Origin of the sequence: Streptomyces sp. NPDC047085, from assembly GCF_040643735.1 — a bacterium.
Taxonomy (GTDB): Bacteria; Actinomycetota; Actinomycetes; order Streptomycetales; family Streptomycetaceae; genus Streptomyces.
This window is the reverse complement of record NZ_JBEYUW010000003.1, coordinates 877,759-901,765: the sequence shown is the minus strand read 5'-3', so window position 1 is coordinate 901,765 and position 24,007 is coordinate 877,759. Positions and strand designations below refer to the sequence as shown.

The following is a 24,007-nucleotide window of genomic DNA, read 5'->3' as shown; positions in this document are numbered from 1 at the left end:
GTCAATTCTAGTAGGCGTGAGAGAGGGGGCGGGACGCGCCCGCCCCCTCACACGAACTCACGGAGTTCAGAACTCAGCGAGTTCAGGAGACGCCCAGCTCCTTGGCGTTGGCCTTGAGGTCCTCCAGGCCACCGCACATGAAGAACGCCTGCTCCGGGAAGTGGTCGAACTCACCGTCGCAGATCGCGTTGAACGCGGTGATCGTCTCGTCGAGCGGCACGTCCGAACCGTCCACGCCGGTGAACTGCTTGGCGACGTGGGTGTTCTGGGACAGGAAGCGCTCCACGCGACGGGCACGGTGGACGACGAGCTTGTCCTCCTCGCCGAGCTCGTCGATACCGAGGATCGCGATGATGTCCTGGAGGTCCTTGTACTTCTGCAGGATGTTCTTGACGCGCATGGCGGCGTCGTAGTGGTCCTGCGCGATGTACCGCGGGTCCAGGATGCGGGACGTGGAGTCCAGCGGGTCCACGGCCGGGTAGATGCCCTTCTCGGAGATCGGACGGGACAGAACCGTCGTCGCGTCGAGGTGGGCGAAGGTGGTGGCCGGGGCCGGGTCGGTCAGGTCGTCGGCGGGGACGTAGATCGCCTGCATCGAGGTGATCGAGTGACCGCGGGTCGAGGTGATGCGCTCCTGGAGGAGGCCCATCTCGTCGGCCAGGTTCGGCTGGTAACCCACCGCGGACGGCATGCGGCCGAGCAGCGTGGAGACCTCGGAACCGGCCTGCGTGAAGCGGAAGATGTTGTCGATGAAGAACAGCACGTCCTGCTTCTGGACGTCACGGAAGTACTCGGCCATGGTGAGGCCGGCCAGCGCGACGCGCAGACGGGTGCCCGGGGGCTCGTCCATCTGACCGAAGACCAGCGCGGTCTTGTCGATGACGCCGGAGTCCGACATCTCCTCGATCAGGTCGTTGCCCTCACGGGTGCGCTCGCCGACACCGGCGAACACGGAGACACCGTCGTGGTTGTTGGCGACACGGTAGATCATCTCCTGGATGAGCACCGTCTTGCCGACGCCGGCGCCGCCGAACAGGCCGATCTTGCCGCCCTTGACGTACGGGGTGAGCAGGTCGATGACCTTGACGCCCGTCTCGAACATCTCGGTCTTGGACTCGAGCTCGTCGAAGTTCGGGGCCTTGCGGTGGATCGCCCAGCGCTCGCCGTCGTAGGACTCGTCGACGTTCAGCACCTCACCGAGGGTGTTGAACACCTTGCCCTTGGTGAAGTCGCCGACCGGCACGGTGATCGGGGCGCCGGTGTCGACGACCGGGGCCTGGCGGACCAGACCGTCGGTCGGCTGCATGGAGATCGCGCGGACCAGGCCGTCACCCAGGTGCTGGGCGACCTCCAGGGTCAGCGTCTTCTTCTCGCCGGCGTTGGCCGGGTCGGCCACCTCGACGTGCAGGGCCTGGTAGATGTCCGGCATCGCGTCGACGGGGAACTCCACGTCGACGACCGGGCCGATGACCCGGGCGACGCGGCCCGTAGCCGTCGCGGTCTCAACAGTGGTGGTCATTATCGGTCACTCCCCGCGGTCGCGTCGGCCAGGGCGCTCGCGCCACCGACGATCTCGCTGATTTCCTGGGTGATTTCGGCCTGGCGGGCCGCGTTGGCAAGACGGGTGAGGTTGTTGATCAGCTCGCCCGCGTTGTCGGTGGCCGACTTCATCGCGCGCCGCGTGGCGGCGTGCTTCGAAGCGGCCGACTGGAGCAGCGCGTTGTAGATCCGGCTCTCCACGTAGCGCGGCAGCAGGGCGTCGAGGACGTCCTCCGCCGAGGGCTCGAAGTCGTAGAGGGGGAGGATCTCGCCCTTGGGGGCGGCCTCCACCTCGACCTCGTCGAGGCGCAGGGGCAGCAGCCGGGAGGCGACCGCCGTCTGCGTCATCATCGACACGAACTCGGTGTAGACGATGTGAAGCTCGTCCACGCCGCCGTCGGTGCCGTCCTTCTCGATGACCTCGATCAGGGGCTCGGCGACCTTCTTGGCGTCCGCGTACGACGGCTCGTCCGTGAAGCCCGTCCACGACTCCGCGATCTTGCGCTCACGGAAGTTGTAGTGGGCGACACCGCGGCGGCCGATGATGTACGTACCGACCTGCTTGCCCTCGCGCTCCAGGCGCTCGGTGAGCTCCTCCGCCGCCTTGATGGCGTTGGAGTTGAAGGCGCCGGCCAGACCGCGGTCGCTCGTGAGGAGCAGGACCGCGGCACGGGTCGGGTTCTCCGTCTCCGTGGTGAGCGGGTGCTTGGTGTTCGACCCGGTGGCGACCGCCTTGACCGCGCGCGTCAGCTCGTTCGCGTACGGCGTGGAGGCCACCACCTTGCGCTGCGCCTTGACGACGCGCGAGGCGGCGATCATCTCCATCGCCTTCGTGATCTTCTTGGTCGCGGTGACGGATCGGATGCGACGCTTGTAGACCCGGAGCTGGGCTCCCATGAGTCAGGTCCCTTCCTTACGTCACTTGGCGGCAGCGGCCGGGACGTCCTCGCCGAGCAGCTTGCCGTCAGAGGTCTCGAACTGCTTCTTGAACTCCGCGATGGCGTCGCCGAGAGCCTGCAGGGTGTCGTCCGACATCTTGGCGCCCTCCTTGATGGAGGTCATCAGGCCCTGGTGCTTGCGGTGCAGGAACTCGATGAGCTCCTTCTCGAAGCGGCGGATGTCGCCCACCGGGACGTCGTCCATGCGGCCCGTACCACCGGCCCAGATGGAGACGACCTGGTCCTCGGTGGCCATCGGCTGGTACTGGTTCTGCTTCAGCAGCTCGACCATGCGCTGACCGCGCTCCAGCTGGGCCTTCGAGGCCGCGTCCAGGTCGGAACCGAAGGCGGCGAACGCCTCCAGCTCACGGAACTGGGCGAGGTCGACACGCAGACGGCCGGAGACCTGGCGCATCGCCTTGTGCTGCGCGGAACCACCGACTCGGGAGACGGAGATACCGACGTTCAGCGCGGGGCGCTGACCGGCGTTGAACAGGTCCGACTCCAGGAAGCACTGGCCGTCGGTGATGGAGATGACGTTGGTCGGGATGAACGCCGAGACGTCGTTGGCCTTGGTCTCGACGATCGGCAGACCGGTCATCGAGCCGGCGCCCATGTCGTCGGAGAGCTTGGCGCAGCGCTCCAGCAGGCGGGAGTGCAGGTAGAAGACGTCACCCGGGTAGGCCTCGCGGCCCGGCGGGCGGCGCAGCAGCAGCGACACGGCGCGGTAGGCGTCGGCCTGCTTCGACAGGTCGTCGAAGATGATCAGGACGTGCTTGCCCTGGTACATCCAGTGCTGGCCGATGGCGGAACCGGTGTACGGCGCCAGGTACTTGAAGCCGGCCGGGTCGGACGCCGGGGCGGCGACGATGGTCGTGTACTCCAGGGCGCCGTTCTCCTCCAGCGCGCGGCGCACGCCGGCGATGGTGGAGCCCTTCTGGCCGATGGCGACGTAGATGCAGCGGACCTGCTTCTTCGGGTCGCCGGTGCGCCAGTTGTCGCGCTGGTTGATGATCGTGTCGACGGCCAGGGCGGTCTTGCCGGTCTGACGGTCACCGATGATCAGCTGACGCTGACCGCGGCCGATCGGGGTCATCGCGTCGACGGCCTTGTAGCCCGTCTCCATCGGCTCGTGCACCGACTTGCGCTGCATGACCGTGGGGGCCTGCAGCTCGAGGGCGCGGCGGCCGTCGGTCTCGATCTCGCCGAGGCCGTCGATCGGGTTGCCGAGCGGGTCGACGACACGGCCGAGGTAGCCCTCGCCGACCGCGACGGAGAGCACCTCACCGGTGCGCTGCACCGGCTGACCCTCCTCGATGCCGCTGAACTCACCGAGGACGATGGCACCGATCTCGCGCTCCTCGAGGTTGAGGGCGAGGCCGAGGGTGCCGTCCTCGAACTTCAGCAGTTCGTTGGCCATGGCCGAGGGCAGGCCCTCGACCTTCGCGATGCCGTCGCCGGCAAGGGTGACCGTACCGACCTCCTCGCGCGAGGCCGCGTCCGGCTTGTACGACTGGACGAAGTTCTCCAGCGCGTCCCGGATCTCCTCCGGCCGGATCGTGAGCTCCGCCATCTGGGTTCCCTGCTCTCCTTGTTGGGCCCGAAGTTTCACTTTGGGGGGATGGGGACTCCCCCCTGAACGAGGTGAATCCTCTGCACGGCCCAACCAGGGCCGTAATTACGTACTGCTTGTTGAGTTGCTCAGCTCGCCATGCGGCGGGCGGCGTCGTCCAGCCGGTCCGCGAGGGAGCCGTTGATGACCTCGTCACCGACCTGCACCCGGATCCCGCCGATGACGGAGGGGTCCACGTCCAGGTTGAGGTGCATCCGGCGGCCGTAGAGCCTCGCCAGGGCGTCGCCCAGGCGCTGCTTCTGCGGGTCGCTCAGCGGCACCGCGGAGGTGACGGTCGCCACCAGACGGTCCCGGCGCTCGGCGGCGAGCTTGGACAGGGACTCCAGTCCCGCTTCCAGGCTACGTCCCCGCGGCGCGGTGACCAGACGCGTCACCAGACGCTCGGTGGTGGGCTTGGCCCGCCCGCCGAGGAGCCGGTTCAGCAGCTCGACCTTGGCCGAGGTGCCGGCGGACCGGTCGGTGAGCGCGGCACGCAGCTCGGTGTTCGAGGAGACGATCCGGCCGAACCGGAACAGCTCGTCCTCGACGTCGTCGAGCGTGCCGTTCTTCTCCGCGGCGGTGAGGTCGGCGATGCTCGCCAGCTCCTCCAGCGCGTCGACCAGGTCGCGGGGCTGCGACCAGCGGGAACGGGCCATCCCGGCCACCAGGTCGGCGGCGTGGCCGCTCACCTGGGTACCGATCAGGCGCTGAACCAGCTCGGCCTTCGCCTCCGCGGGCTTCGCCGGGTCGGTGAGGACCCGGCGCAGGCCGGCCTCGCGGTCGAGCAGCGCGGTGACGGCCGCCAGCTCGTCGGCGAGCTTCGCGGCGTCGACGGACGTGGAGTCCGTCAGCGCGTCGAGACGCTCACGTGCGGCTGCCAGGGCCTCGCGGCTCGCTCCGTTCATCGCGTGGCCTCGGCCTTCTCCTCAAGCTCGTCGAGGAAGCGGTCGATCACACGGCTCTGGCGGGCGTGGTCCTCGAGGGACTCGCCGACCAGCTTGCCGGCCAGCTCCGTGGCGAGCGCGCCGACGTCCTGCCGCAGCGCCTGAGCGGCGGCCTTGCGGTCGGCGTCGATCTGGGTGTGACCGGCGGCGACGATCTCCTCGCGCTGCCGCTGACCCTCGGCCCGCATCTCGGCGATGAGCGTGGCGCCCTGCTCCTGAGCCTCCTGGCGCAGGCGCGCGGCCTCGTGCCGGGCCTCGGCGAGCTGGGCCTTGTACTGCTCAAGGACGCTCTGGGCCTCGGTCTGCAGGGCCTCGGCCTTTTCGATACCGCCCTCGATGGCCTCGCGGCGCTCTTCCAGAACCTTGTTGATGTTCGGGAGGAGCTTCTTGGCGAGGAAGCCGAAGACGATGACGAAGGCGATCAGGCCGATGACGAGCTCCGGCCACGGCGGAATGAGGGGGTTCTCCTTCTCCGCCGCAAACTGAACCCATGAGTGGGTCATCTCAGTGCCTTTCGTCGAATGGGCTGTCGCTGTCGTTCGTCTTAGTAGACGAACGGCATGACGAGGCCGATGAGGGCCAGCGCCTCACAGAACGCGAAGCCGAGGATCTGGTTGGCGCGGATCAGGCCGGCCGCCTCGGGCTGACGGGCGAGAGCCTGCGTACCGTTACCGAAGATGATGCCGACGCCGACGCCGGGGCCGATCGCGGCGAGACCGTAACCGACGGAGCTGAGGGAGCCGGTGACGCCTTCGGCAGCAGCGAGGATCTGGGACATGCCAGTTCTTCCTTTTCTGTACGGACCGGTGGGGGTTGGCCACCGGACGAGTGTGGGAGCGAAAGCAGGGGTGCTCAGTGGTGCTCGGCGAGCGCGCCCTGAATGTAGGAGCAGGCCAGCAGGACGAACACGTACGCCTGGACTGCCTGGATGAAGAGCTCGAAGGCGGTCATGACGATCGTCATGATGAACGAGACACCGGAGTAGGCGATGCCGATGCCGTTCAGCATGTACCAGCTGGCGACCGTGAAGAGCACGATCAGCGTGTGACCGGCGAACATGTTCGCGAAGAGTCGCACGGCGTGCGTGAACGGGCGGACCAGCAGGTTCGAGGCGAGCTCGATGGTCATCGACAGCGGGAGCACCGCGCCGAGCGACTTGTCGTAACCGGTGAAGTTCTTGAAGGCGCCGACGAAACCGTGCCGCTTGAAGGTGAGCGGGACCCAGATCAGGTAGACCAGCAGGGCCAGGACGATCGGGTAGGCGATGATCGAGGTCACCGGGAACTGGGCGACCGGGATGATCGACCAGAGGTTCATCATCCAGACGAAGAAGAAGACCGAGACGACGAACGGGACGTACTTCTCGCCTTCCTTCTTGCCGATCGTCTCGTAGACGACACCGCGGCGGATGAAGTCGTAGCCGGCCTCGGCGACCATCTGGAGCTTGCCCGGGACGACCTTGGGCTTGGCGAACGCGGCCCAGAAGAAGCCCACCACGATGATGGAGCCCAGCAGGGCCAGCAGCATCGGCTTGTTGAAGTAGAAGCCGTTGCCGTCTGCGTTGCCCCAGAGAGGCTCGAAGAGGAACGAGTGCAGGCCCGGAGCGACGGTGTCGAAACCGCACCCGGAGAACAGGTGACAGCTCGAGTCGAAAGCGAGCGTCTGCGTCGGATCAGCACTCACCGCGGGCTCCTTCAGCATGGCGCATAGGTACGGCAACCTCGTTGTGTCGGCGCGGCGTGCGGCCGCGGTTCGGCACGGGACTGGTGTTACGGATGTGGGGGCGGCTGTGGGGCATCTCGCCTCGCGATTGAACAGGCGTCAGCTCGGATGCCCGCGCCCGCGATGCCGCAGTTGGCACCGGACGATAGCAGGATCTCTCGCGCGCCTTTATCCCGGCCCTACCCCTCACGACGAGCGCCCTGTCTTCTCGGGCTTGTCGCCCTTCGACGAGGCATCGGGATCGACGTAGAGGATCTTCGCCTTCATGTGCGCACGCGTCTGCGCGGCGATCCACGTCAGGGTGGAGACCACCAGGACGATGGCGAAGGCACGGGGGTTGAACAGCGTCGTGTTCTTGAAGGCCGCGACGAAGACGACCATCAGGAGCAGCTGGGCCGCGTAGAGCATCAGGCCCATCATCTGGAACAGCTGCGGAAATGATTTGGCGGTGCGCTGGAGCACGTAGAGACCGAGCCCCATGAAGAGGATCACGACCAGCGTCGCGACGACGGCACCGATGGCTCCCTCGCCGCCCGCGACCACGCCGCTGACGACGGCGGCGATCGCGCCGACGGCAGCCGTGGGCACGGCGGCCTGGGCCAGGTTCCGGACGTCATTGGACGGCATGGCGGCAGCTCCGCTTTTCACAGGGGGCAAGGGGTGTCGTCATGGACGAGCGTAGTCCCGGGCTGAGTGGTCAGACCTCACACCGATGGGCCGTCGCACTACGGTCCTTCGGTTCTCTCCGGGGTTCTCGTGAACCGTATCACAAACTATTTGATGAGGTCTTTACCTGGTTGGTGTGCTGGCTGTCACACATGAGAGTGAAGGCGCGCGTCTGTGCAAAAACCGAGCCCTCTTGTCTGGTAATGGGGGAGTTTGCTCCCCCACGACTTGGCAATGCTCTCGTCAGATTCTTACCTTGCCGCCGTCCGCCGAAGTCAGCGAATACGCGAACGAGGGCCGATCGCCGTCGCCCCGTTGACGCCCGACGCGGCCGCCGTGACGGGGGTCCGCTCCCCCTCCTCCACGGAGTCCGCAGCGGTGCTCGCGACGGCCTCGGCCGGTGCCTCCGCGGCCCGCCGGCGCCTGCGGTAGCGCGGCGGGACGAACCGCTCCGCCCACCTCGGAGCGCGCGGCGTGAAGCGCGGCAGCAGAAGCAGGACCAGACCGATTGCGCTGAGGAAGACCACGCCGAGGACGATCCACATCGACGCCGAGTTCACCGAGTACGCGAGGGCGCCGAAGGCGATCAGGGCCGACCAGAAGTACATGATCAGCACCGCCCGGCTGTGCGAGTGGCCGATCTCCAGCAGCCGGTGGTGCAGATGGCCGCGGTCGGCGGCGAACGGGGACTGGCCCCGCCAGGTGCGGCGGACGATCGCCAGGATCAGGTCGGCGGCCGGGACCGCGATGATCGTCAGCGGCAGGATCAGCGGGATGTACACGGGCACCGTCTGGTGCACCGCCGCCTTCTCCGAACCCGTGAACAGGGCCAGCGCGTCCGGGTCGACCTGACCGGTGATGGAGATCGCGCCCGCCGCCAGCACCAGGCCGATCAGCATCGAACCCGAGTCGCCCATGAAGATCCGCGCCGGGTGCATGTTGTGCGGCAGGAAGCCCAGGCACATGCCCATCAGGATCGCCGCGAACAGGGTCGCCGGAGCGGCGGCCTCGATGCCGTACGAGTACCAGATCCGGTACGAGTACAGGAAGAACGCCGCCGCCGCGATGCACACCATGCCCGCGGCAAGACCGTCCAGGCCGTCCACGAAGTTCACCGCGTTGATCGTGATGACGACGAGCGCGACCGTGAGGAGCGTGCCCTGCCACTGGGTCAGCGCCACGTTGCCGACGCCCGGGATGGGCAGCCACAGGATCGTCAGACCCTGCATGACCATGACGCCGGCGGCGATCATCTGGCCGCCCAGCTTGATCAGGGCGTCGATCTCGAACTTGTCGTCCAGCACGCCGATCAGCCAGATCAGGGCGGCCCCGGAGAGCAGCGCCCGCGGCTCGTTGGACTTGACGAAGACCTCGTTGAGATTGGTGAGGTGGTCCGCGACCAGCAGGCCCGCGCACAGGCCGAAGAACATCGCGATCCCGCCGAGGCGCGGAGTGGGCTCCCGGTGCACGTCACGTGCCCGGATCTCCGGCATGGCTCCGGCCACGATCGCGAACTTCCGCACCGGCCCTGTCAGCAGGTACGTCACCGCGGCCGTGATGCAGAGCGTCAGCAGGTATTCACGCACGGGCTTCCCCACAGGTCTCGCTGGCCATCTCAGCCCCACACCCTAGCGATGGACGCATACAGATGAGGACTTCCGGGTAGCGACGATGGTTGCACGCGTGGCTGTGCACGAAGGTCACATCAGGGTGTACGGAACTCCGCCTACCCCCGCTCAGCCGGGATACGGCGGAAATCTACCGGTCAGCGCGCGCACCTCCTCACGCACCCCGGCCGGCTCCCGCTCGCCCCGCAGCACGCCCGCCAGCAGCGCGGCGATCTGGACCATCTCCTGCTCCCCCATGCCCTGCGTGGTCACCGCCGCCGTGCCCAGGCGCAGGCCCCGGCCGTCCCCGTGCGGCAGCGCGCAGCAGTCCAGCACCATCCCGGCCGCCGCGAGCCGGCCACGCGCGGTGCGGCCGTCCACGTCGAGCGGGGCCGGGTCGGCGGTGATGAGGTGGGTGTCCGTGCCGCCGGTGACGACGGCGAGCCCCTCGGCGGCCAGGTGACCCGCCAGCACCCTCGCGTTGGCGACCACCTGGTGGGCGTACGCGCCGAACGCCGGCGTCGCCGCCTCGCCGAACGCCACCGCCTTGGCGGCGATGGTGTGCATCTGCGCACCGCCCTGCGTGAAGGGGAAGACCGCCCGGTCGACCCGCTCCGCCAGCTCGTCCCCGCACAGGATCATCCCGCCGCGCGGGCCGCGCAGCACCTTGTGGGTGGTGGCGCACACGACGTCGGCGTACGGCACCGGATTCGGCGCCGCTCCCCCGGCGACCAGGCCGATGGGATGCGCGGCGTCCGCGATGAGGTACGCGCCCACCTCGTCGGCGACCTCGCGGAAGAAGGCGTAGTCGATGTGGCGGGGGTAGGCGATCGAGCCGCACACGATGGCCTTGGGCCGGTGGTTGCGGGCCAGGTGGCGGACCTGGTCGTGGTCGACGAGCCCGGTCTCGGCGTCGACGCCGTAGCCGACGAAGTCGAACCAGCGGCCGGAGAAGTTCGCGGGCGAGCCGTGCGTGAGGTGCCCGCCGTAGGGCAGCCCGAGGGCGAGGACGGTGTCGCCGGGGCGCAGCAGGGCGGCGTAGGCGGCCAGGACGGCCGAGGAGCCCGAGTGGGACTGGACGTTCGCGTGGTCGGCGCCGAAGAGGGCCTTGGCCCGGTCGACGGCCAGGCGCTCGGCGACGTCGACCAGTTCGCAGCCGCCGTGGTGCCGGGCGCCGGGGTAGCCCTCGGCGTACTTGTTGGCGAGCGGCGAGCCGAGGGCGGCGAGCACGGCCCGCGAGGTGAAGTTCTCGGCGGCGATCAGCTGGAGCGTGGTCGACTGCCGTCGCAGTTCGCCGAGCAGGATCTCGGCCAGCTCGGGGTCCTGCTGCCGCAGGACATCGGTCTCGAGGGCAGGGGTGACCGCCATGGTGGGCTCCCGGGCGTCGGCGGGGACGTAGGTCCAATGTAGGCCGGGGATGTCCGGAACGCCCGGTATGGCAGACGTACGGTTCCCGCGTCCCTTCCGGGGCACAGGCGCCCTACATCCGCGCCGCGACCCCCGTCAGCGCCGTCACCACCGGGTCCAGAGCCTCGTGTATCTCGTCGCCGATCGAGCGGAAGAACGGCAGGGGGGCGCCGTACGGGTCGTACACCTCGTCCGCCTCGGCGGTGGGCGCCAGCAGCCACCCGCGTAGAGCGGCGGCCGCGCGGACCAGCGCGCGCGCACGCGCGACCACGCCGTCCTCCAGCGGAGGCAGCGTCGCCGGGTCTATCGCCCGCACCAGACGGGTGAACTCCTTCAGCGTGAAGGTGCGCAGGCCCGCCGAATGGCCCATGGAGATGACCTGGGCGCGGTGGTCGCGGGTGGCCGTCAGGACGAGGTCGGCCATGATGACGTGCTCGTCCAGCAGCTCCCGGCCGGTGAAGCCGGAGGCGTCGGCGCCGAACTCGGCGAGCACGGTCTCCGCGTTCGTCTCCATGGGGGCGCCCTCGTGGCCCCAGGTCCCCGCGCTCTCCACGATCAGCCCGCCGCCGAGTACGCCGAGCCGCTCCGCCACGAAATGGCGGGTCAGGCGCTCGGTGATGGGCGAGCGGCACACGTTGCCGGTGCTGACGTGGAGGATGCGGAAGGTGTCGCGCGGAAACCCGAAGGTCGTGGTCTGCTCCGCCTCACGTTCCCCGTCGCCTATGCCACGCCCCGGTTCAGGGGCCGTCAATTCGCCACCTCGAGGTCGGGTACGACCTTCCGCAGCTCGTCCGGGGAGATCGCGCCCTCGCGCAGCAGCACCGGCACCTCACCGGAGACGTCCACGATGGACGACGGGACGATGCCGGGGGTGGGGCCGCCGTCGAGGTAGACGGAGATGGAGTCGCCGAGCATCTCCTGCGCGGCGTCGCAGTCCTCCGGCGCCGGGTGGCCGGTGAGGTTGGCGGAGGAGACGGCCATGGGGCCGACCTCGGTCAGCAGCTCGATGGCGACCGGGTGCAGCGGCATGCGCACGGCGACGGTGCCCCGGGTGTCGCCGAGGTCCCACTGCAGGGACGGCTGGTGCCTGGCGACGAGCGTGAGGGCACCCGGCCAGAACGCGTCGACCAGTTCCCAGGCCAGCTCGGAGAAGTCCGTGACGAGGCCGTGCAGGGTGTTCGGGGAGCCGATCAGGACGGGGGTGGGCATGTTGCGGCCCCGGCCCTTGGCGGCGAGCAGGTCGGCGACGGCGTCCGAGGAGAACGCGTCGGCGCCGACGCCGTACACGGTGTCGGTCGGCAGCACCACGAGCTCGCCCCGGCGGACGGCGGACGCGGCTTCGCGCAGACCCGTCACACGGTCGGTCGCGTCGTTGGTGTCGTATCGCCGTGCCATGTCTAGCGGACTCCTTTTTTTGTCGCTCGGTTCGCTCCTGCCATAGCAGACCTCGGCATCACGGCAAGGCCTTACGCGCGGTCGCGAAGCGCGGCCGGTTGTTGAGGTCGGGGTGGTCGGCCGCGTCGGCCCAGCCCCGTTCCTCGGTGAAGATCCACGGCACCTGGCCGCCCTGGGTGTCGGCGTGCTCGATGACGACGACCCCGCCGGGGCGCAGCAGCCGGTGCGCGGTGCGTTCCAGGCCCCGGATGAGGTCGAGACCGTCCTCGCCGGAGAACAACGCCAGCTCCGGGTCGTAGTCACGAGCCTCCGGGGCGACGTACTCCCACTCGGTGAGCGGGATGTACGGCGGGTTGGAGATGACCAGGTCGACCTGGCCGTCGAGGTCCGGGAAGGCGTCCAGGGCGTTGCCCTGGCGCAGGTCGACCCTGGACCCCGCCACGTTCTTGCGGGTCCACACCAGGGCGTCCTCGGACAGCTCCACGGCGTGCACCCGCGACCGCGGGACCTCCTGGGCGAGGGCCAGCGCGATGGCGCCCGAACCGGTGCACAGGTCGACGATGCACGGCTCCACGACGTCCATGGCGCGCACGGCGTCTATGGCCCAGCCGACCACGGACTCGGTCTCCGGCCGGGGCACGAAGACACCGGGGCCGACCTGGAGCTCCAGGTACCGGAAGTAGGCCCGCCCGGTGATGTGCTGCAGCGGCTCGCGCTGCTCGCGCCGGGCGATGACCTCCCAGTACCGGGCGTCGAAGTCGGAGTCCTTCACGGCGTGCAGCTGGCCTCGCTTCACGCCGTGCACGAACGCGGCGAGCTCCTCGGCGTCGTTGCGCGGCGAGGGCACGCCGGCGTCGGCCAGCCGCTGGGTGGCCTGAGCCACCTCCGCGAGCAGCACGCTGCGGGGGCTCGGGGGTCGCCCCCCGAAGTCTTGCTGCACGCTCGTCCTCCGGTCCGTCCTCGTGCCTGGTCCTGCGTTCGTCCTGCGTCGTCCTGCGTTCGTCCTGGGTGCGCCGTGCGCGGCCGCGGTCCCTGCGGTGCCTTACGCGGCCGCGAGCTTCGCCGCCGAGTCGGCGTCGACGCAGGCCTGGATCACGGCGGCGAGGTCGCCGTCCAGGACCTGGTCCAGGTTGTACGCCTTGAAGCCGACGCGGTGGTCCGAGATGCGGTTCTCCGGGAAGTTGTACGTGCGGATCTTCTCGGAGCGGTCGACCGTGCGGACCTGGCTGCGGCGGGCGTCGGCGGCCTCCCGCTCGGCCTCCTCCTGCGCCATGGCGAGCAGCCTGGAGCGCAGGATACGCAGCGCCTGCTCCTTGTTCTGGAGCTGGCTCTTCTCGTTCTGGCAGGAGGCGACGACACCGGTCGGCAGGTGCGTGATGCGGACGGCGGAGTCGGTGGTGTTCACGGACTGGCCGCCCGGGCCGGAGGACCGGTACACGTCGATGCGCAGGTCGTTCGGGTTGATCTCGACATCGACCTCCTCGGCCTCCGGGGTCACGAGGACACCGGCGGCGGAGGTGTGGATACGGCCCTGGGACTCGGTGGCGGGCACGCGCTGCACGCGGTGCACACCGCCCTCGTACTTCAGCCGGGCCCACACGCCCTGGCCGGGCTCGATCTGCCCGCGGGCCTTCACGGCGACCTGGACGTCCTTGTAGCCGCCGAGCTCGGACTCGGTGGCGTCGATGACCTCGGTCTTCCAGCCGACGCGCTCGGCGTAGCGCAGGTACATGCGCAGCAGGTCACCCGCGAACAGCGCGGACTCGTCGCCGCCGGCGCCCGCCTTGATCTCCAGGATGACGTCCTTGTCGTCGCTGGGGTCGCGCGGGATCAGCAGGAAGCGAAGCTTCTCGGTCAGCTCCTCGCGCTGCTTGTCCAGCTCCTTGACCTCGGCCGCGAAGTCGGGGTCGTCGGCGGCAAGCTCGCGCGCGGTCTCGATGTCGTCGCCGGTCTGCTTCCAGGAGCGGTACGTGGCGACGATCGGGGTCAGCTCGGCGTAGCGCTTGTTCAGCTTGCGCGCGTTCGCCTGGTCGGCGTGGACCGACGGATCGGCGAGCTGCTTCTCCAGGTCGGCGTGCTCGGCGACGAGTTCCTCGACGGCCTCGAACATCTTGGGCTCCTGTACTGCGATGAAGGGAAGGGCGGGCGACCAAAAACGCCGGTCCCGGGCACACCCCGGCTGGGGCGTGACCGTGGACCGGCGAATGGGGGCTCGCTACTTCTTGGAGCCGGCAGCCTTGCCGAAGCGGGCCTCGAAGCGGGCCACACGGCCACCGGTGTCGAGGATCTTCTGCTTGCCCGTGTAGAACGGGTGGCACTCGGAGCAGACCTCGGCCCGGATGGCGCCGGACTCGATGGTGCTACGGGTGGTGAACGACGCGCCGCAGGTGCAGCTGACCTGCGTCTCGACGTACGCGGGGTGGATGTCGCGCTTCAAGGTGTCTCCTAGGTTTCGGGAGGGCGCCGGGTCGCCGCCGCGGGGTGCGGGAGCGTGAACCGGAGCCGACGTACCAGTCTGCCAGGACTGGGGCCATCCCCCAAAACCGGGGGTGCGGCTGTTCTATTCCTGATGTTCTCCGCCTGCCGGCCCCGTGCCGCTCACGGGGCGCTCACGACGCCCTTGGCCTCACCGGTGGCCGTGCCCGTGGTGGCCGACTTGGGGATCGGCCGGTCGTGCTTCAGGGCGTTCCAGACCAGCTGGGCCTTCGTCTTCTCCAGGAGGACGCGGTTGAGGTTGGCGGGGTCGTACCGGACGGGCATCGTGACCATCTTGATGTGGGAGGAGCCGATGCCCTTGAGGCCGTTCGCGAAGTCCGCGAGGGAGTTGACCGTGCCGAGGTCGGAGTCGGTGGTGACGGCCTTGGTGGCGGTGTCGGCGAGGTCGTAGAGCTTCTTGGGGTTGCTGAGGACGCCGACCTTTTCGACCTGGTCGAGCAGGGCCTTGACGAAGGCCTGCTGGAGCTGGATGCGGCCCAGGTCGGAGCCGTCGCCGACGCCGTGCCGGGTGCGGACGAGGCCGAGGGCCTGCCCGCCGTCCAGGGTGTGGGTGCCGGCCGGGAGGTCCAGGTGGCTCTGCGGGTCGTGGATGGCCTTGGTGGTGGTGACGGGGACGCCGCCGAGGTCGTCGACGAGCTTCTGGAAGCCCCGGAAGTCGACCTCCAGGTAGTGGTCCATGCGGACGCCGGTGAGGGACTCGACCGTCTTCACCGCGCAGGCGGCGCCGCCGGTGGAGTAGGCCGAGTTGAACATCACCTGTGCGGCGGCCGGGTACCTGGTGCCCTTGGTGTCGGTGCAGGCGGGGCGGTCGATGAGGGTGTCGCGCGGGATGGAGACCACGCTCGCCTTCTTGTGGCCCTTGTACACGTGGACGATCATCGCGGTGTCGGAGCGGGCGCTGCCGTCGTCGGTGCCGCCGCCGAGCTTCTTGTTGGACCCCGCGCGGGTGTCCGAGCCGAGGACCAGGATGTTCTCGGAACCGTTGTCGATCTTCGTGGGCCGGTCGCCGCCGAGGGCCTGGTTGATGTCGACGCTCTTGAGGTTGCCGTTGAGCTTGAAGTAGACGTATCCGGCGCCGGTGCCGCCCAGGACGACCACGCCCGCGGCCGTCCAGGCCGTGGCGAGCAGGGCCGTACGGCCTGTGCTGCGGGGCTTGCGGCGGCGGCCCTTGGCCGGGCCCCGGCGGCCGGTGACGGCCGGCTCGGGTATGCCGGGTTCGGGCGTGCTCTCGGCGGACACGGCACTCCTAGGTCTCGTCCGGTCGGTACCCCCTGCGTTCAGGGTCGGATGCGGTCAACACCGCACCATCGTCACTCCACCTGGTAAGACGGGGAAACTCGGGCAAGGGTTGCACAACGCAAAGTGCCCACCGCGTACGGCGGTGGGCACGGTGCGTGACTGCGGCGGCGGGGCGATCCCCCCGCTCACCTGGGTGTTCAGCCGAAAAGGTCGTACGCCTGGAAACCGGTGCCGACCGAGATCCTTGTGGCAAAGATCTCGCTGGTGGCCTTTCCGGTGCCCTTGTACAGGTACAGGGTGCCGCCGGGGGTGCGGGCCAGGAAGTCGGCCTTGCCGTCGCCACTCACATCGCCGACCGCGTCGAAGGCGTTGTACCCGGTCCAGGCGCTGCGCACCTTGATACGGGTGGAGAAGGCGCCGCTGCCGGACTTGCCGGTGCCCTTGTACAGGTAGAGGTCGCCGGTGCTCGACTTGCGGGCGAGCAGGTCGGCCCTGCCGTCGCCGGTGAAGTCGCCGTGGCCGCGCACGCTGTTGTACTGGCTCCAGCCCGGGCCGACCGACACGCGCGTGCCGAAGGTGCCGTTGCCGTTGCCCGGGTAGAGCCACAGGGTGCCGCCGGAGTCGACGGAGAGCACGTCGGGCTTGTAGTCGCCGGTGAGGTCGCCGGGGGTGATGATCCGGGTGCGGGTCTTCCAGCCGGAGAAGATCTTCGTCGAGGCCCAGGAACCGTCGGTGCGGGCGCTGTTGAGGACGAAGTGGTCCCAGTACACGTCACCGGTGGAGCTGACCCGGTAGACGTAGTCCTGGTACCCGTCCCGGTTGAGGTCGGTCGTGAGGACCAGGTTGACGCCGCTCCAGTCGCCGAGGGAGGTCCGGGCGCCGAACGAGGTGCCCTTGGAGTCCTTTTCGTAGCCGGTCTTCGTGGCGGAGTCGCGCACGAAGAGGTCGGCCTTGCCGTCGTAGTAGCTCAGGTTGCCGTCGTCGATCTGCGGATAGGCGGCGCCGACGTACGTGGAGACCTTGCTGAAGACGCTGTAGGCGCCCTTCTCCACGCAGTTCGGGCGTCCCCAGGAGACCACGCCGGCGATCCGGCCGTTCACGACGAGCGGGCCGCCGGAGTCGCCGTTGCAGGCGCTGGTCGTGCCGGCGTCGCTGCCGGTGGCGGGCTTGCCCGCGCACACCATGTGGTTCTTGACGAAGTCGGCGCCGAAGTAGTTCGCGCAGGTGGTGTCCGACTGGATCGGCAGCGAGGCCGTCTTCAGCGTCTGGGAGATGTCCTGGCTGGTGGAACTGGTGCGGCCCCAGCCGTAGACCTTGGCGCTCTGGGCGGCCGTGCCCGTGTACGACGCGGTGTCGCCGGAGGTGACCATGCGGATCGGCGTGGCCTTGACCGGGACGGCCAGGGTGAGCACGGCGATGTCGTTGTCGATCTCCGCCGGGTTGTACGACGGGTTGTACCACTGGCGCAGCACCCCGGTGGCCTGGCCGCCGTGCAGGTCCGTGCTGCCGGTGGAGCCGGTGGTGGGCAACTGGTCGGTGCCGGTGACGATCGCGCCGTTGGCCTTCCAGTTGTAGACGACGGACGTCCTGGTCTTGCTGTCGTAGCCCTTGACGCAGTGTGCGGCGGTGAGGATCTTCGTCGGCGAGACGACCGAGCCTCCGCAGAAGAAGCCGATGTCGTCGCTGGTGTCGCTGGTGCCCTTGTCGTCGAAGTACCAGAGCTGGGCCATCCAGGGCGCCGTGGAGATGGTGGTCTCGTTGCCACCGATGATCTGAGGCGACACGGCGGACGGGCTGCTGCCCTTCGTCGGCGTGCCGGTGGTCGACGTGTCGGTGGTCGACGTGCCGGTGCCGGAGGCGCCCGCGATGCGCTTCTCGAGGGTGGTCTGGGAGGGCTGGCCGACCGCCGGTTCGACGGTGGGCTTGGGCAGTGCGGTGGCGGCGCCGGCGGACGTCGTCATGAGCGCGGCGGTCACGGCGGCGGCGACACCGGCGGCGGCGACGGGCAGCGCGATGCGTATCCGCCGTCTGTGCTTCGGCAAGGGGGTCCCCCGGGGAGAGGTGAGCAGGGAGGGGCACGTGATGCACCCGTTCCTCTCAGCGCCAAAAGGCCTGCCCCCGTCACTGTTGTGACGGGGGCAGGCCTCAACATCCTAGGGGCGTGGAACAGTCACCTCAACGGCGCTCAGTCCCCGTTGCCCGGCGCCGGCGTCGTCTTCTGAATCTGCATCAGGAACTCGACGTTCGACTTCGTCTGCTTCATCTTGTCGAGCAGCAGCTCGATCGCCTGCTGCTGGTCCAGGGCGTGCAGCACCCGGCGCAGCTTCCAGACGATGCCCAGCTCCTCGGCACCGAGCAGGATCTCTTCCTTACGGGTACCGGACGCGTCCACGTCCACCGCCGGGAAGATCCGCTTGTCGGCGAGCTTCCGGTCGAGCTTGAGCTCCATGTTGCCGGTGCCCTTGAACTCCTCGAAGATCACCTCGTCCATGCGGGACCCGGTGTCGACGAGAGCCGTCGCGAGGATGGTGAGCGAGCCACCGTCCTCGATGTTGCGGGCCGCACCGAAGAAGCGCTTCGGCGGGTACAGGGCGGTCGAGTCGACACCACCGGACAGGATGCGGCCGGAGGCGGGCGCGGCCAGGTTGTACGCACGGCCCAGACGCGTGATCGAGTCGAGCAGCACGACGACGTCGTGGCCCAGCTCCACCAGACGCTTGGCGCGCTCGATGGCGAGCTCGGCGACCGTGGTGTGGTCCTCGGCCGGACGGTCGAAGGTCGAGGAGATGACCTCGCCCTTGACCGACCGCTGCATGTCGGTGACCTCTTCCGGACGCTCGTCGACGAGGACGACCATCAGGTGGCACTCGGGGTTGTTGTGGGTGATCGCGTTGGCGATCGCCTGCATGATCATGGTCTTGCCGGTCTTCGGCGGGGCCACGATCAGACCGCGCTGGCCCTTACCGATCGGCGACACGAGGTCGATGATGCGGGTGGTCAGCACGCCCGGGTCGGTCTCCAGGCGGAGCCGGTCCTGCGGGTACAGCGGGGTCAGCTTGTTGAACTCCGGGCGGCCACGGCCGTGTTCGGGCGCCATGCCGTTGACGGAGTCGAGGCGGACCAGCGCGTTGAACTTCTCGCGGCGCTCGCCTTCCTTGGGCTGGCGGACCGCACCGGTGACGTGGTCACCCTTGCGCAGGCCGTTCTTGCGGACCTGGGCGAGGGAGACGTACACGTCGTTCGGGCCCGGCAGGTAGCCGGAGGTCCGGATGAACGCGTAGTTGTCGAGGATGTCCAGGATGCCCGCGACGGGGATCAGGACGTCGTCCTCGGCGAGCTGCGGCTCGGCGATCTCGTCGCGGCCACGGCGGCCACGGCGGTCGCGGTAGCGGCCGCGACGGCCCCGGCGGCCGCCCTCGAAGTCGTCGTCGTCCTGCTGGCGGTCCTGGCGGCCGCCCTGCTGCTGGCCCTGCGGCTGACGCTGCTGGCCGCCCTGCTGGTCGTCGCCCTTGCCGCGGCGGTCGCCGCGGTCACGGTCGCGGTCGCGGTCACGGCCGCGCTCACGGCGGTCGCGGCGGCCACGGCCCTCGCCGTCACCGGCGTCACCCTTGGCCTCGCCCTGCTGCTGCGGCTGCTGCGCGGGCGTCTCGGCCTTGGGCTCGGCCTTCGCCTCGGCGGCGATCGTCTCGGCGCCGCTCGCGGCGGGGCTGCCCGCCTCGGCGGTGGCGCGGCGACGACGGCGCTCGGCCGGGGCGTCTTCGCTGACCGGCTGGCCGGGGATCTCGATCTGCTGCTGGGCCACGGCCTTCTCGGCGGGGGCCTCCGCGGCCTTGTCCGCCTTCTTCTCGGCGGCTTCCTCGCCCGTACGGGCCTTGGAGGTGGCCCGGCGCTTCGGCTTGGTCTCGGTGGCGGCCTCGGCCTTGGGGGCGGCGCCCCCGCCGGCCTGGGCCTCCTTGATGACCTCGATCAGCTGGCTCTTGCGCATCCGCGCGGTGCCCCTGATGCCGAGGCCCGAGGCGACCTGCTGCAGCTCGGCCAGCACCATGCCCTCGAGGCCGGTACCGCGGCGCCGCCGGGAGCCGGCACCGGTGGCAGGCGCGGAGGCGTCCGTGGCGGGCGCGGCAGCGGTCTCCTCGACACGTGCGCCCATCAGATCGGTGGTGTCGCTCACGAAGGGTCCTTCCCTGGAGCGGACGTCGGCCTGTCTGGCTCGGCGACCGGTTGTGCTGTCCGGCTTCGGTTCTGTCTCTGTGAACCAAGCCGGGGCGGTGGTCCGCCCAATGCGGCGGAAAGAAATTTGCTGGTGATGGCGCTTCCGCGAGCCGTGACACCCGGTGTCACGTGGCGTGGTAGCACCGATTCCGGAGTGAGCCCGGCGATCCGCTCAGTGCCCGCGTACGACGTACTGCCCAGGTACGGCGCACGGAACACGAAGTGGCTTGGGAGACTCCCGGAAGAATGTCTGTCCCGGACGGGGACACGAGGCACCTCGCCATGGTGGGGTCGGGTGCAGACTTGAGGTTAACACTACCGGATCCAACAAACATTCCCCCTCTCCTCATCCGGCAACCGTGTGTCAGGACGCAAGCGGCAGCACGCTCGCTCCCTGGAGGTCCAGGCTCAGCCGGTTGGCGGCCCAGTCGGTGCCGGCCAGTGCCTCCACCTTGTCGGCGGTCTCGGCGTCGGCCAGGGCCATGACGGTGGGGCCGGCGCCGGAGATGACGGCCGGGATGCCGTCCCCGCGCAGCCGCTCCACCAGTGCCGCGCTCTCCGGCATGGCCGGGGCGCGGTACTCCTGGTGCAGGCGGTCCTCGGTCGCGGGCAGCAGCAGCTCGGGGCGCCGGGTGAGGGCCTCGACGAGCAGGGCGGCGCGGCCCGCGTTGGCGGCGGCGTCGACGTGCGGCACGGTGCGCGGGAGGAGGCCACGTGCGGTTTCGGTGAGGACCGGCTTACCGGGCACGAAAACCACCGGAACGATGGAATCGTCCGGCTCCATCCTGATCGCCCGGGCGGCGCCGGCCTCCATCCAGGAGAGGGTGAAGCCGCCGAGCAGACAGGCCGCGACGTTGTCCGGGTGGCCCTCGATCTCGGTGGCCAGCTCCAGCAGGGCGGCGTCGTCGAGGCGGGCCTCGCCGCCTATGGTCACCGCGCGCGCGGCGACGATGCCGGCGCAGATGGCGGCGGAGGAGGAGCCGAGGCCCCGGCCGTGCGGGATGCGGTTGGCGCAGACGATCTCCAGGCCGCGGGGCTGGCCGCCCAGCAGATCGAAGGCGGTGCGCAGGGAACGGACGAGGAGGTGACTCTCGTCACGCGGGAGGGTCTCGCTGCCCTCGCCCGCGATGTCGATGTGCAGCCCGGAGTCGGCCACCCGGACGACGACGTCGTCGTAGAGCCCCAGCGCGAGGCCCAGGGCGTCGAAGCCCGGACCGAGGTTGGCGCTGGTGGCGGGAACGCGCACCCGGACGGCGGCGGCGCGGAACGCTGGACCGGCCATCGCTCGTTGACTCTCCTAGCTGCGTGTGGCTGCGTGACTGTCGAAGAATTTCGATGACGTACGGGGAGACCCTCGGGCCGCGCAGAGGGCGCGGCGTCGCCCACATGCGGAGGCATATGCGGCGGACGGGTTCGGTACAGCCTATCGAAGGAAGGTTCGCCGGCGACATAGGGCGCACAGGAGGCGCACGATGCGTGTCGTAAGCCCCCTGTGCACCCTGTCAGGGTTTTTCTCCGTCTCGGGCCCCCGCCTAGGCGCTCGGCCTCAGGTGGGACCGAGGCGCTGGGGCGAGGCCGAAACTGTCGGGCCAGGCCGAGACGCTCAGGCCAGGCCGAGACGCTCGGCCGCGGTGGCCGCGTCGACCGGGACGGTGACCGGCTGCGGGGCGCCGGCGACGGCCCAGTCGGGGTCCTTCAGACCGTTGCCCGTGACGGTGCACACGATCGTCTGGCCCGGGTCGACCTTGCCCTGCTCGGCGGCCTTGAGCAGACCGGCCACGGAGGCGGCGGAGGCGGGCTCCACGAAGACGCCCTCCTGCGCGGCCAACAGCCGGTAGGCGCGCAGGATTTCACGGTCCGTCACCTCGTCGATGGCACCGCCCGACTCGTCCCGCGCGGCGAGCGCGTACTGCCAGGAGGCGGGGTTGCCGATGCGGATGGCGGTGGCGATGGTCGAGGGGTCCTTGACGACCTCGCCGCGCACGATCGGGGCACTGCCGGAGGCCTGGAAGCCCCACATGCGAGGGGTCCGGGTGGAGATGCCGTCGGCGGCGTACTCCTTGTAGCCCTTCCAGTAGGCGGTGATGTTGCCCGCGTTGCCGACCGGGAGGACGTGGATGTCGGGCGCGTCGCCGAGCATGTCGACGATCTCGAAGGCGGCCGTCTTCTGACCCTCGATCCGTACCGGGTTGACCGAATTGACCAGCGCCACCGGGTAGTTCTCGCTCAGATTGCGCGCGAGGGTGAGGCAGTCGTCGAAGTTGCCGTCGACCTGGAGGATCTTCGCGCCGTGCACGAGGGCCTGGCCCATCTTGCCGAGGGCGATCTTGCCCTGCGGCACGAGCACGGCCGAGACCATGCCCGCGCGCACCGCGTACGCGGCGGCGGAGGCGGAGGTGTTGCCGGTGGAGGCGCAGATGACCGCCTTCGCACCCTCCTCCTTGGCCTTGGAGATGGCCATGGTCATGCCGCGGTCCTTGAAGGACCCGGTGGGGTTGGCGCCCTCCACCTTCAGGTGGACCTCACAGCCCGTGCGCTCGGAGAGCACCTGCGCGGGCACGAGGGGCGTGCCGCCCTCGCGGAGCGTCACGACCGGCGTGGTGTCGGAGACCGGCAGCCTGTCCCGGTACTCCTCGATGATTCCGCGCCACTGGTGGGTCATTGCTGGTTACTCTCCTTCAACCCGCATGATGCTGGCGACACCCCGCACGGTGTCGAGCTTGCGCAGTGCCTCGACGGTCCCGGAGAGGGAGGCGTCGGAGGCCCGGTGGGTGACGACGACGAGGGAGGCCTCGCCGTCCTTGCCCTGCTGGCGAACCGTATCGATCGAAACCCCGTGCTCGGCGAAGACGGTGGCGACCTGGGCGAGGACACCCGGTTTGTCCGCGACGTCGAGGCTGATGTGGTAGCGCGTGACGACGTCTCCCATCGGGGAGACGGTCAACGCCGCGTACGCCGACTCACCCGGCCCGGTCGAGCCGCTGAGCCGGTTGCGGCAGACCGCGACGAGGTCACCGAGCACGGCCGAGGCGGTCGGGGCACCGCCGGCGCCCGGCCCGTAGAACATGAGCTGCCCGGCGGCATCGCTCTCCACGAAGACGGCGTTGTACGCGCCGCGCACGGAGGCGAGCGGGTGCGTCAGCGGAATCATGGCGGGGTGCACGCGCGCGGTGACGGACGCCCCGTCCTCGGCCCGCTCGCAGATGGCGAGCAGCTTGATGGTGCAGCCCATCTCCTTCGCCGAGCGGAAGTCGGCGGCGGTGACCTCGGTCATGCCCTCGCGGTAGACGTCGTCGAGGCGCACGCGCGTGTGGAAGGCGATACCGGCGAGGATGGCGGCCTTGGCGGCGGCGTCGAACCCCTCGACGTCGGCGGTGGGGTCGGCCTCCGCGTACCCGAGGGCGGTGGCCTCGTCGAGGGCCTCCTGGTACCCCGCCCCGGTGGAGTCCATCTTGTCGAGGATGAAGTTGGTCGTCCCGTTGACGATCCCCATCACCCGGTTGATCTTGTCACCGGCGAGCGACTCGCGCAGCGGCCGGATCAGCGGGATGGCACCGGCGACGGCGGCCTCGTAGTACAGGTCCTTGCCGTGCTCGTCGGCGGCCGCGTGCAGGGCGGCCCCGTCCTGGGCGAGCAGCGCCTTGTTGGCGGAGACGACGGACGCCCCGTGCTCGAAGGCGGTGGTGATGAGTGACCGGGCGGGCTCGATCCCGCCGATGACCTCCACCACGACGTCGATGTCGCCGCGTTTGACGAGGGCGGTGGCGTCGGTGGTGACGAGTTCCGCGGGAATGCCCTCACGCACCTTGGAGGGCCGTCGTACGGCGACTCCGGCGAGCTCCACCGGGGCCCCGATCCTCGCGGCGAGGTCGTCGGCGTGCGTCGTCATGATGCGCGCCACCTCTGAGCCGACCACTCCACAGCCCAGCAGCGCCACCTTCAGCGGACGCGTACGCATCATCCGACCTCGTTTCCTCATACCGTCTACGGTTGGACCAGTCTCACTCACCGGACGGCGGTTTCTACCCTTCGTCCGGATCGTGAGACGTCTATTTCATGCCGCCGGACGGACTTGACCGAAGAACTTCCGGTCGGACCGTCCGGCCGCCCGGTTCCCGGCCAGGCATCGCCTGACGGGAACCGACGTTTTTCAGCCGACGCGGCCGGCTCGGCCAGGTCAGCCAGGTCGGCCGGCTCGGCCAAGCCAGCCGGCTCAGCCAAGTCGGCGGC

Annotated in this window: 21 protein-coding genes; all 21 read right to left on the bottom strand. The window is 69.6% G+C overall.

All coding sequences use genetic code 11. From position 1 onward, the window contains the following. Positions 1 to 82: 82 nt before the first annotated feature. The 21 genes from atpD to ABZ865_RS15050 all read right to left on the bottom strand — a co-directional run bounded on the left by atpD (position 83) and on the right by ABZ865_RS15050 (position 23,738). Complete coding sequence (gene atpD / locus ABZ865_RS15150; RefSeq protein WP_361229415.1) at positions 83 to 1,519, bottom strand: F0F1 ATP synthase subunit beta; 1,437 nt, start codon at positions 1,517 to 1,519, stop codon at positions 83 to 85. Beyond that, the gene (locus ABZ865_RS15145; RefSeq protein WP_361229412.1) at positions 1,519 to 2,436 is read right to left on the bottom strand and encodes a F0F1 ATP synthase subunit gamma; all 918 of its coding nucleotides are present in this window, start codon (positions 2,434 to 2,436) and stop codon (positions 1,519 to 1,521) included. The genes atpD and ABZ865_RS15145 overlap by 1 nt, the downstream gene beginning before the upstream one ends. Before the next feature lie 21 nt (positions 2,437 to 2,457). Continuing rightward, positions 2,458 to 4,050: a F0F1 ATP synthase subunit alpha gene (gene atpA, locus ABZ865_RS15140; RefSeq protein WP_361229409.1), complete on the bottom strand. Its 1,593-nt coding sequence runs from the start codon at positions 4,048 to 4,050 to the stop codon at positions 2,458 to 2,460. A 128-nt stretch (positions 4,051 to 4,178) separates the two neighbouring features. Next, positions 4,179 to 4,994: a F0F1 ATP synthase subunit delta gene (locus tag ABZ865_RS15135; RefSeq protein ID WP_361229406.1), complete on the bottom strand. Its 816-nt coding sequence runs from the start codon at positions 4,992 to 4,994 to the stop codon at positions 4,179 to 4,181. Continuing rightward, positions 4,991 to 5,536, bottom strand: coding sequence for a F0F1 ATP synthase subunit B (locus ABZ865_RS15130; RefSeq protein ID WP_361229403.1), 546 nt, complete (start codon positions 5,534 to 5,536; stop codon positions 4,991 to 4,993). Before ABZ865_RS15130 ends, ABZ865_RS15135 begins: the two co-directional genes overlap by 4 nt. Positions 5,537 to 5,577: 41 nt before the next feature. After that, positions 5,578 to 5,811, bottom strand: coding sequence for an ATP synthase F0 subunit C (atpE, locus tag ABZ865_RS15125; protein WP_030857147.1), 234 nt, complete (start codon positions 5,809 to 5,811; stop codon positions 5,578 to 5,580). Positions 5,812 to 5,885: 74 nt separating this feature from the next. Next, entirely contained in the window at positions 5,886 to 6,716 is an 831-nt protein-coding gene (atpB, locus tag ABZ865_RS15120; protein WP_361229398.1) for a F0F1 ATP synthase subunit A, read from the bottom strand. A 225-nt stretch (positions 6,717 to 6,941) separates the two neighbouring features. Then, positions 6,942 to 7,382, bottom strand: coding sequence for a hypothetical protein (locus ABZ865_RS15115; protein WP_361229395.1), 441 nt, complete (start codon positions 7,380 to 7,382; stop codon positions 6,942 to 6,944). A 314-nt stretch (positions 7,383 to 7,696) separates the two neighbouring features. Further along, on the bottom strand, positions 7,697 to 9,007 hold the full coding sequence (locus ABZ865_RS15110) for an MraY family glycosyltransferase (RefSeq protein ID WP_361229392.1): 1,311 nt from the start codon (positions 9,005 to 9,007) through the stop codon (positions 7,697 to 7,699). Positions 9,008 to 9,157: 150 nt separating this feature from the next. Next, positions 9,158 to 10,396, bottom strand: coding sequence for a serine hydroxymethyltransferase (gene glyA / locus ABZ865_RS15105; protein WP_361229389.1), 1,239 nt, complete (start codon positions 10,394 to 10,396; stop codon positions 9,158 to 9,160). Positions 10,397 to 10,508: 112 nt separating this feature from the next. Then, a complete protein-coding gene (locus ABZ865_RS15100; RefSeq protein WP_361229386.1) occupies positions 10,509 to 11,186 on the bottom strand; it encodes a protein-tyrosine-phosphatase in 678 nt (225 codons plus the stop codon). Beyond that, the gene (locus ABZ865_RS15095) at positions 11,183 to 11,830 is read right to left on the bottom strand and encodes an L-threonylcarbamoyladenylate synthase (RefSeq protein WP_361229383.1); all 648 of its coding nucleotides are present in this window, start codon (positions 11,828 to 11,830) and stop codon (positions 11,183 to 11,185) included. The genes ABZ865_RS15100 and ABZ865_RS15095 overlap by 4 nt, the downstream gene beginning before the upstream one ends. 58 nt (positions 11,831 to 11,888) lie before the next feature. Continuing rightward, complete coding sequence (prmC, locus tag ABZ865_RS15090) at positions 11,889 to 12,728, bottom strand: peptide chain release factor N(5)-glutamine methyltransferase (RefSeq protein WP_361229747.1); 840 nt, start codon at positions 12,726 to 12,728, stop codon at positions 11,889 to 11,891. 144 nt (positions 12,729 to 12,872) lie between these two features. Continuing rightward, complete coding sequence (gene prfA / locus ABZ865_RS15085; RefSeq protein ID WP_361229380.1) at positions 12,873 to 13,940, bottom strand: peptide chain release factor 1; 1,068 nt, start codon at positions 13,938 to 13,940, stop codon at positions 12,873 to 12,875. 105 nt (positions 13,941 to 14,045) lie between these two features. Next, positions 14,046 to 14,267, bottom strand: a complete 222-nt coding sequence (gene rpmE, locus ABZ865_RS15080; protein ID WP_196459309.1) for a 50S ribosomal protein L31 — start codon at positions 14,265 to 14,267, stop codon at positions 14,046 to 14,048. Positions 14,268 to 14,428: 161 nt separating this feature from the next. Next, complete coding sequence (locus ABZ865_RS15075) at positions 14,429 to 15,565, bottom strand: LCP family protein (RefSeq protein ID WP_361229376.1); 1,137 nt, start codon at positions 15,563 to 15,565, stop codon at positions 14,429 to 14,431. A gap of 197 nt (positions 15,566 to 15,762) precedes the next feature. Continuing rightward, the gene (locus tag ABZ865_RS15070; RefSeq protein WP_361229744.1) at positions 15,763 to 17,526 is read right to left on the bottom strand and encodes a trypsin-like serine protease; all 1,764 of its coding nucleotides are present in this window, start codon (positions 17,524 to 17,526) and stop codon (positions 15,763 to 15,765) included. Positions 17,527 to 17,750: 224 nt separating this feature from the next. Continuing rightward, on the bottom strand, positions 17,751 to 19,736 hold the full coding sequence (gene rho, locus ABZ865_RS15065; protein ID WP_361229373.1) for a transcription termination factor Rho: 1,986 nt from the start codon (positions 19,734 to 19,736) through the stop codon (positions 17,751 to 17,753). A gap of 405 nt (positions 19,737 to 20,141) precedes the next feature. After that, the gene (thrB, locus tag ABZ865_RS15060; protein ID WP_361229370.1) at positions 20,142 to 21,059 is read right to left on the bottom strand and encodes a homoserine kinase; all 918 of its coding nucleotides are present in this window, start codon (positions 21,057 to 21,059) and stop codon (positions 20,142 to 20,144) included. A 321-nt stretch (positions 21,060 to 21,380) separates the two neighbouring features. Then, positions 21,381 to 22,439, bottom strand: coding sequence for a threonine synthase (thrC, locus tag ABZ865_RS15055; protein WP_361229367.1), 1,059 nt, complete (start codon positions 22,437 to 22,439; stop codon positions 21,381 to 21,383). A 6-nt stretch (positions 22,440 to 22,445) separates the two neighbouring features. Then, positions 22,446 to 23,738: a homoserine dehydrogenase gene (locus ABZ865_RS15050; protein WP_361229364.1), complete on the bottom strand. Its 1,293-nt coding sequence runs from the start codon at positions 23,736 to 23,738 to the stop codon at positions 22,446 to 22,448. Positions 23,739 to 24,007 lie beyond the last annotated feature (269 nt).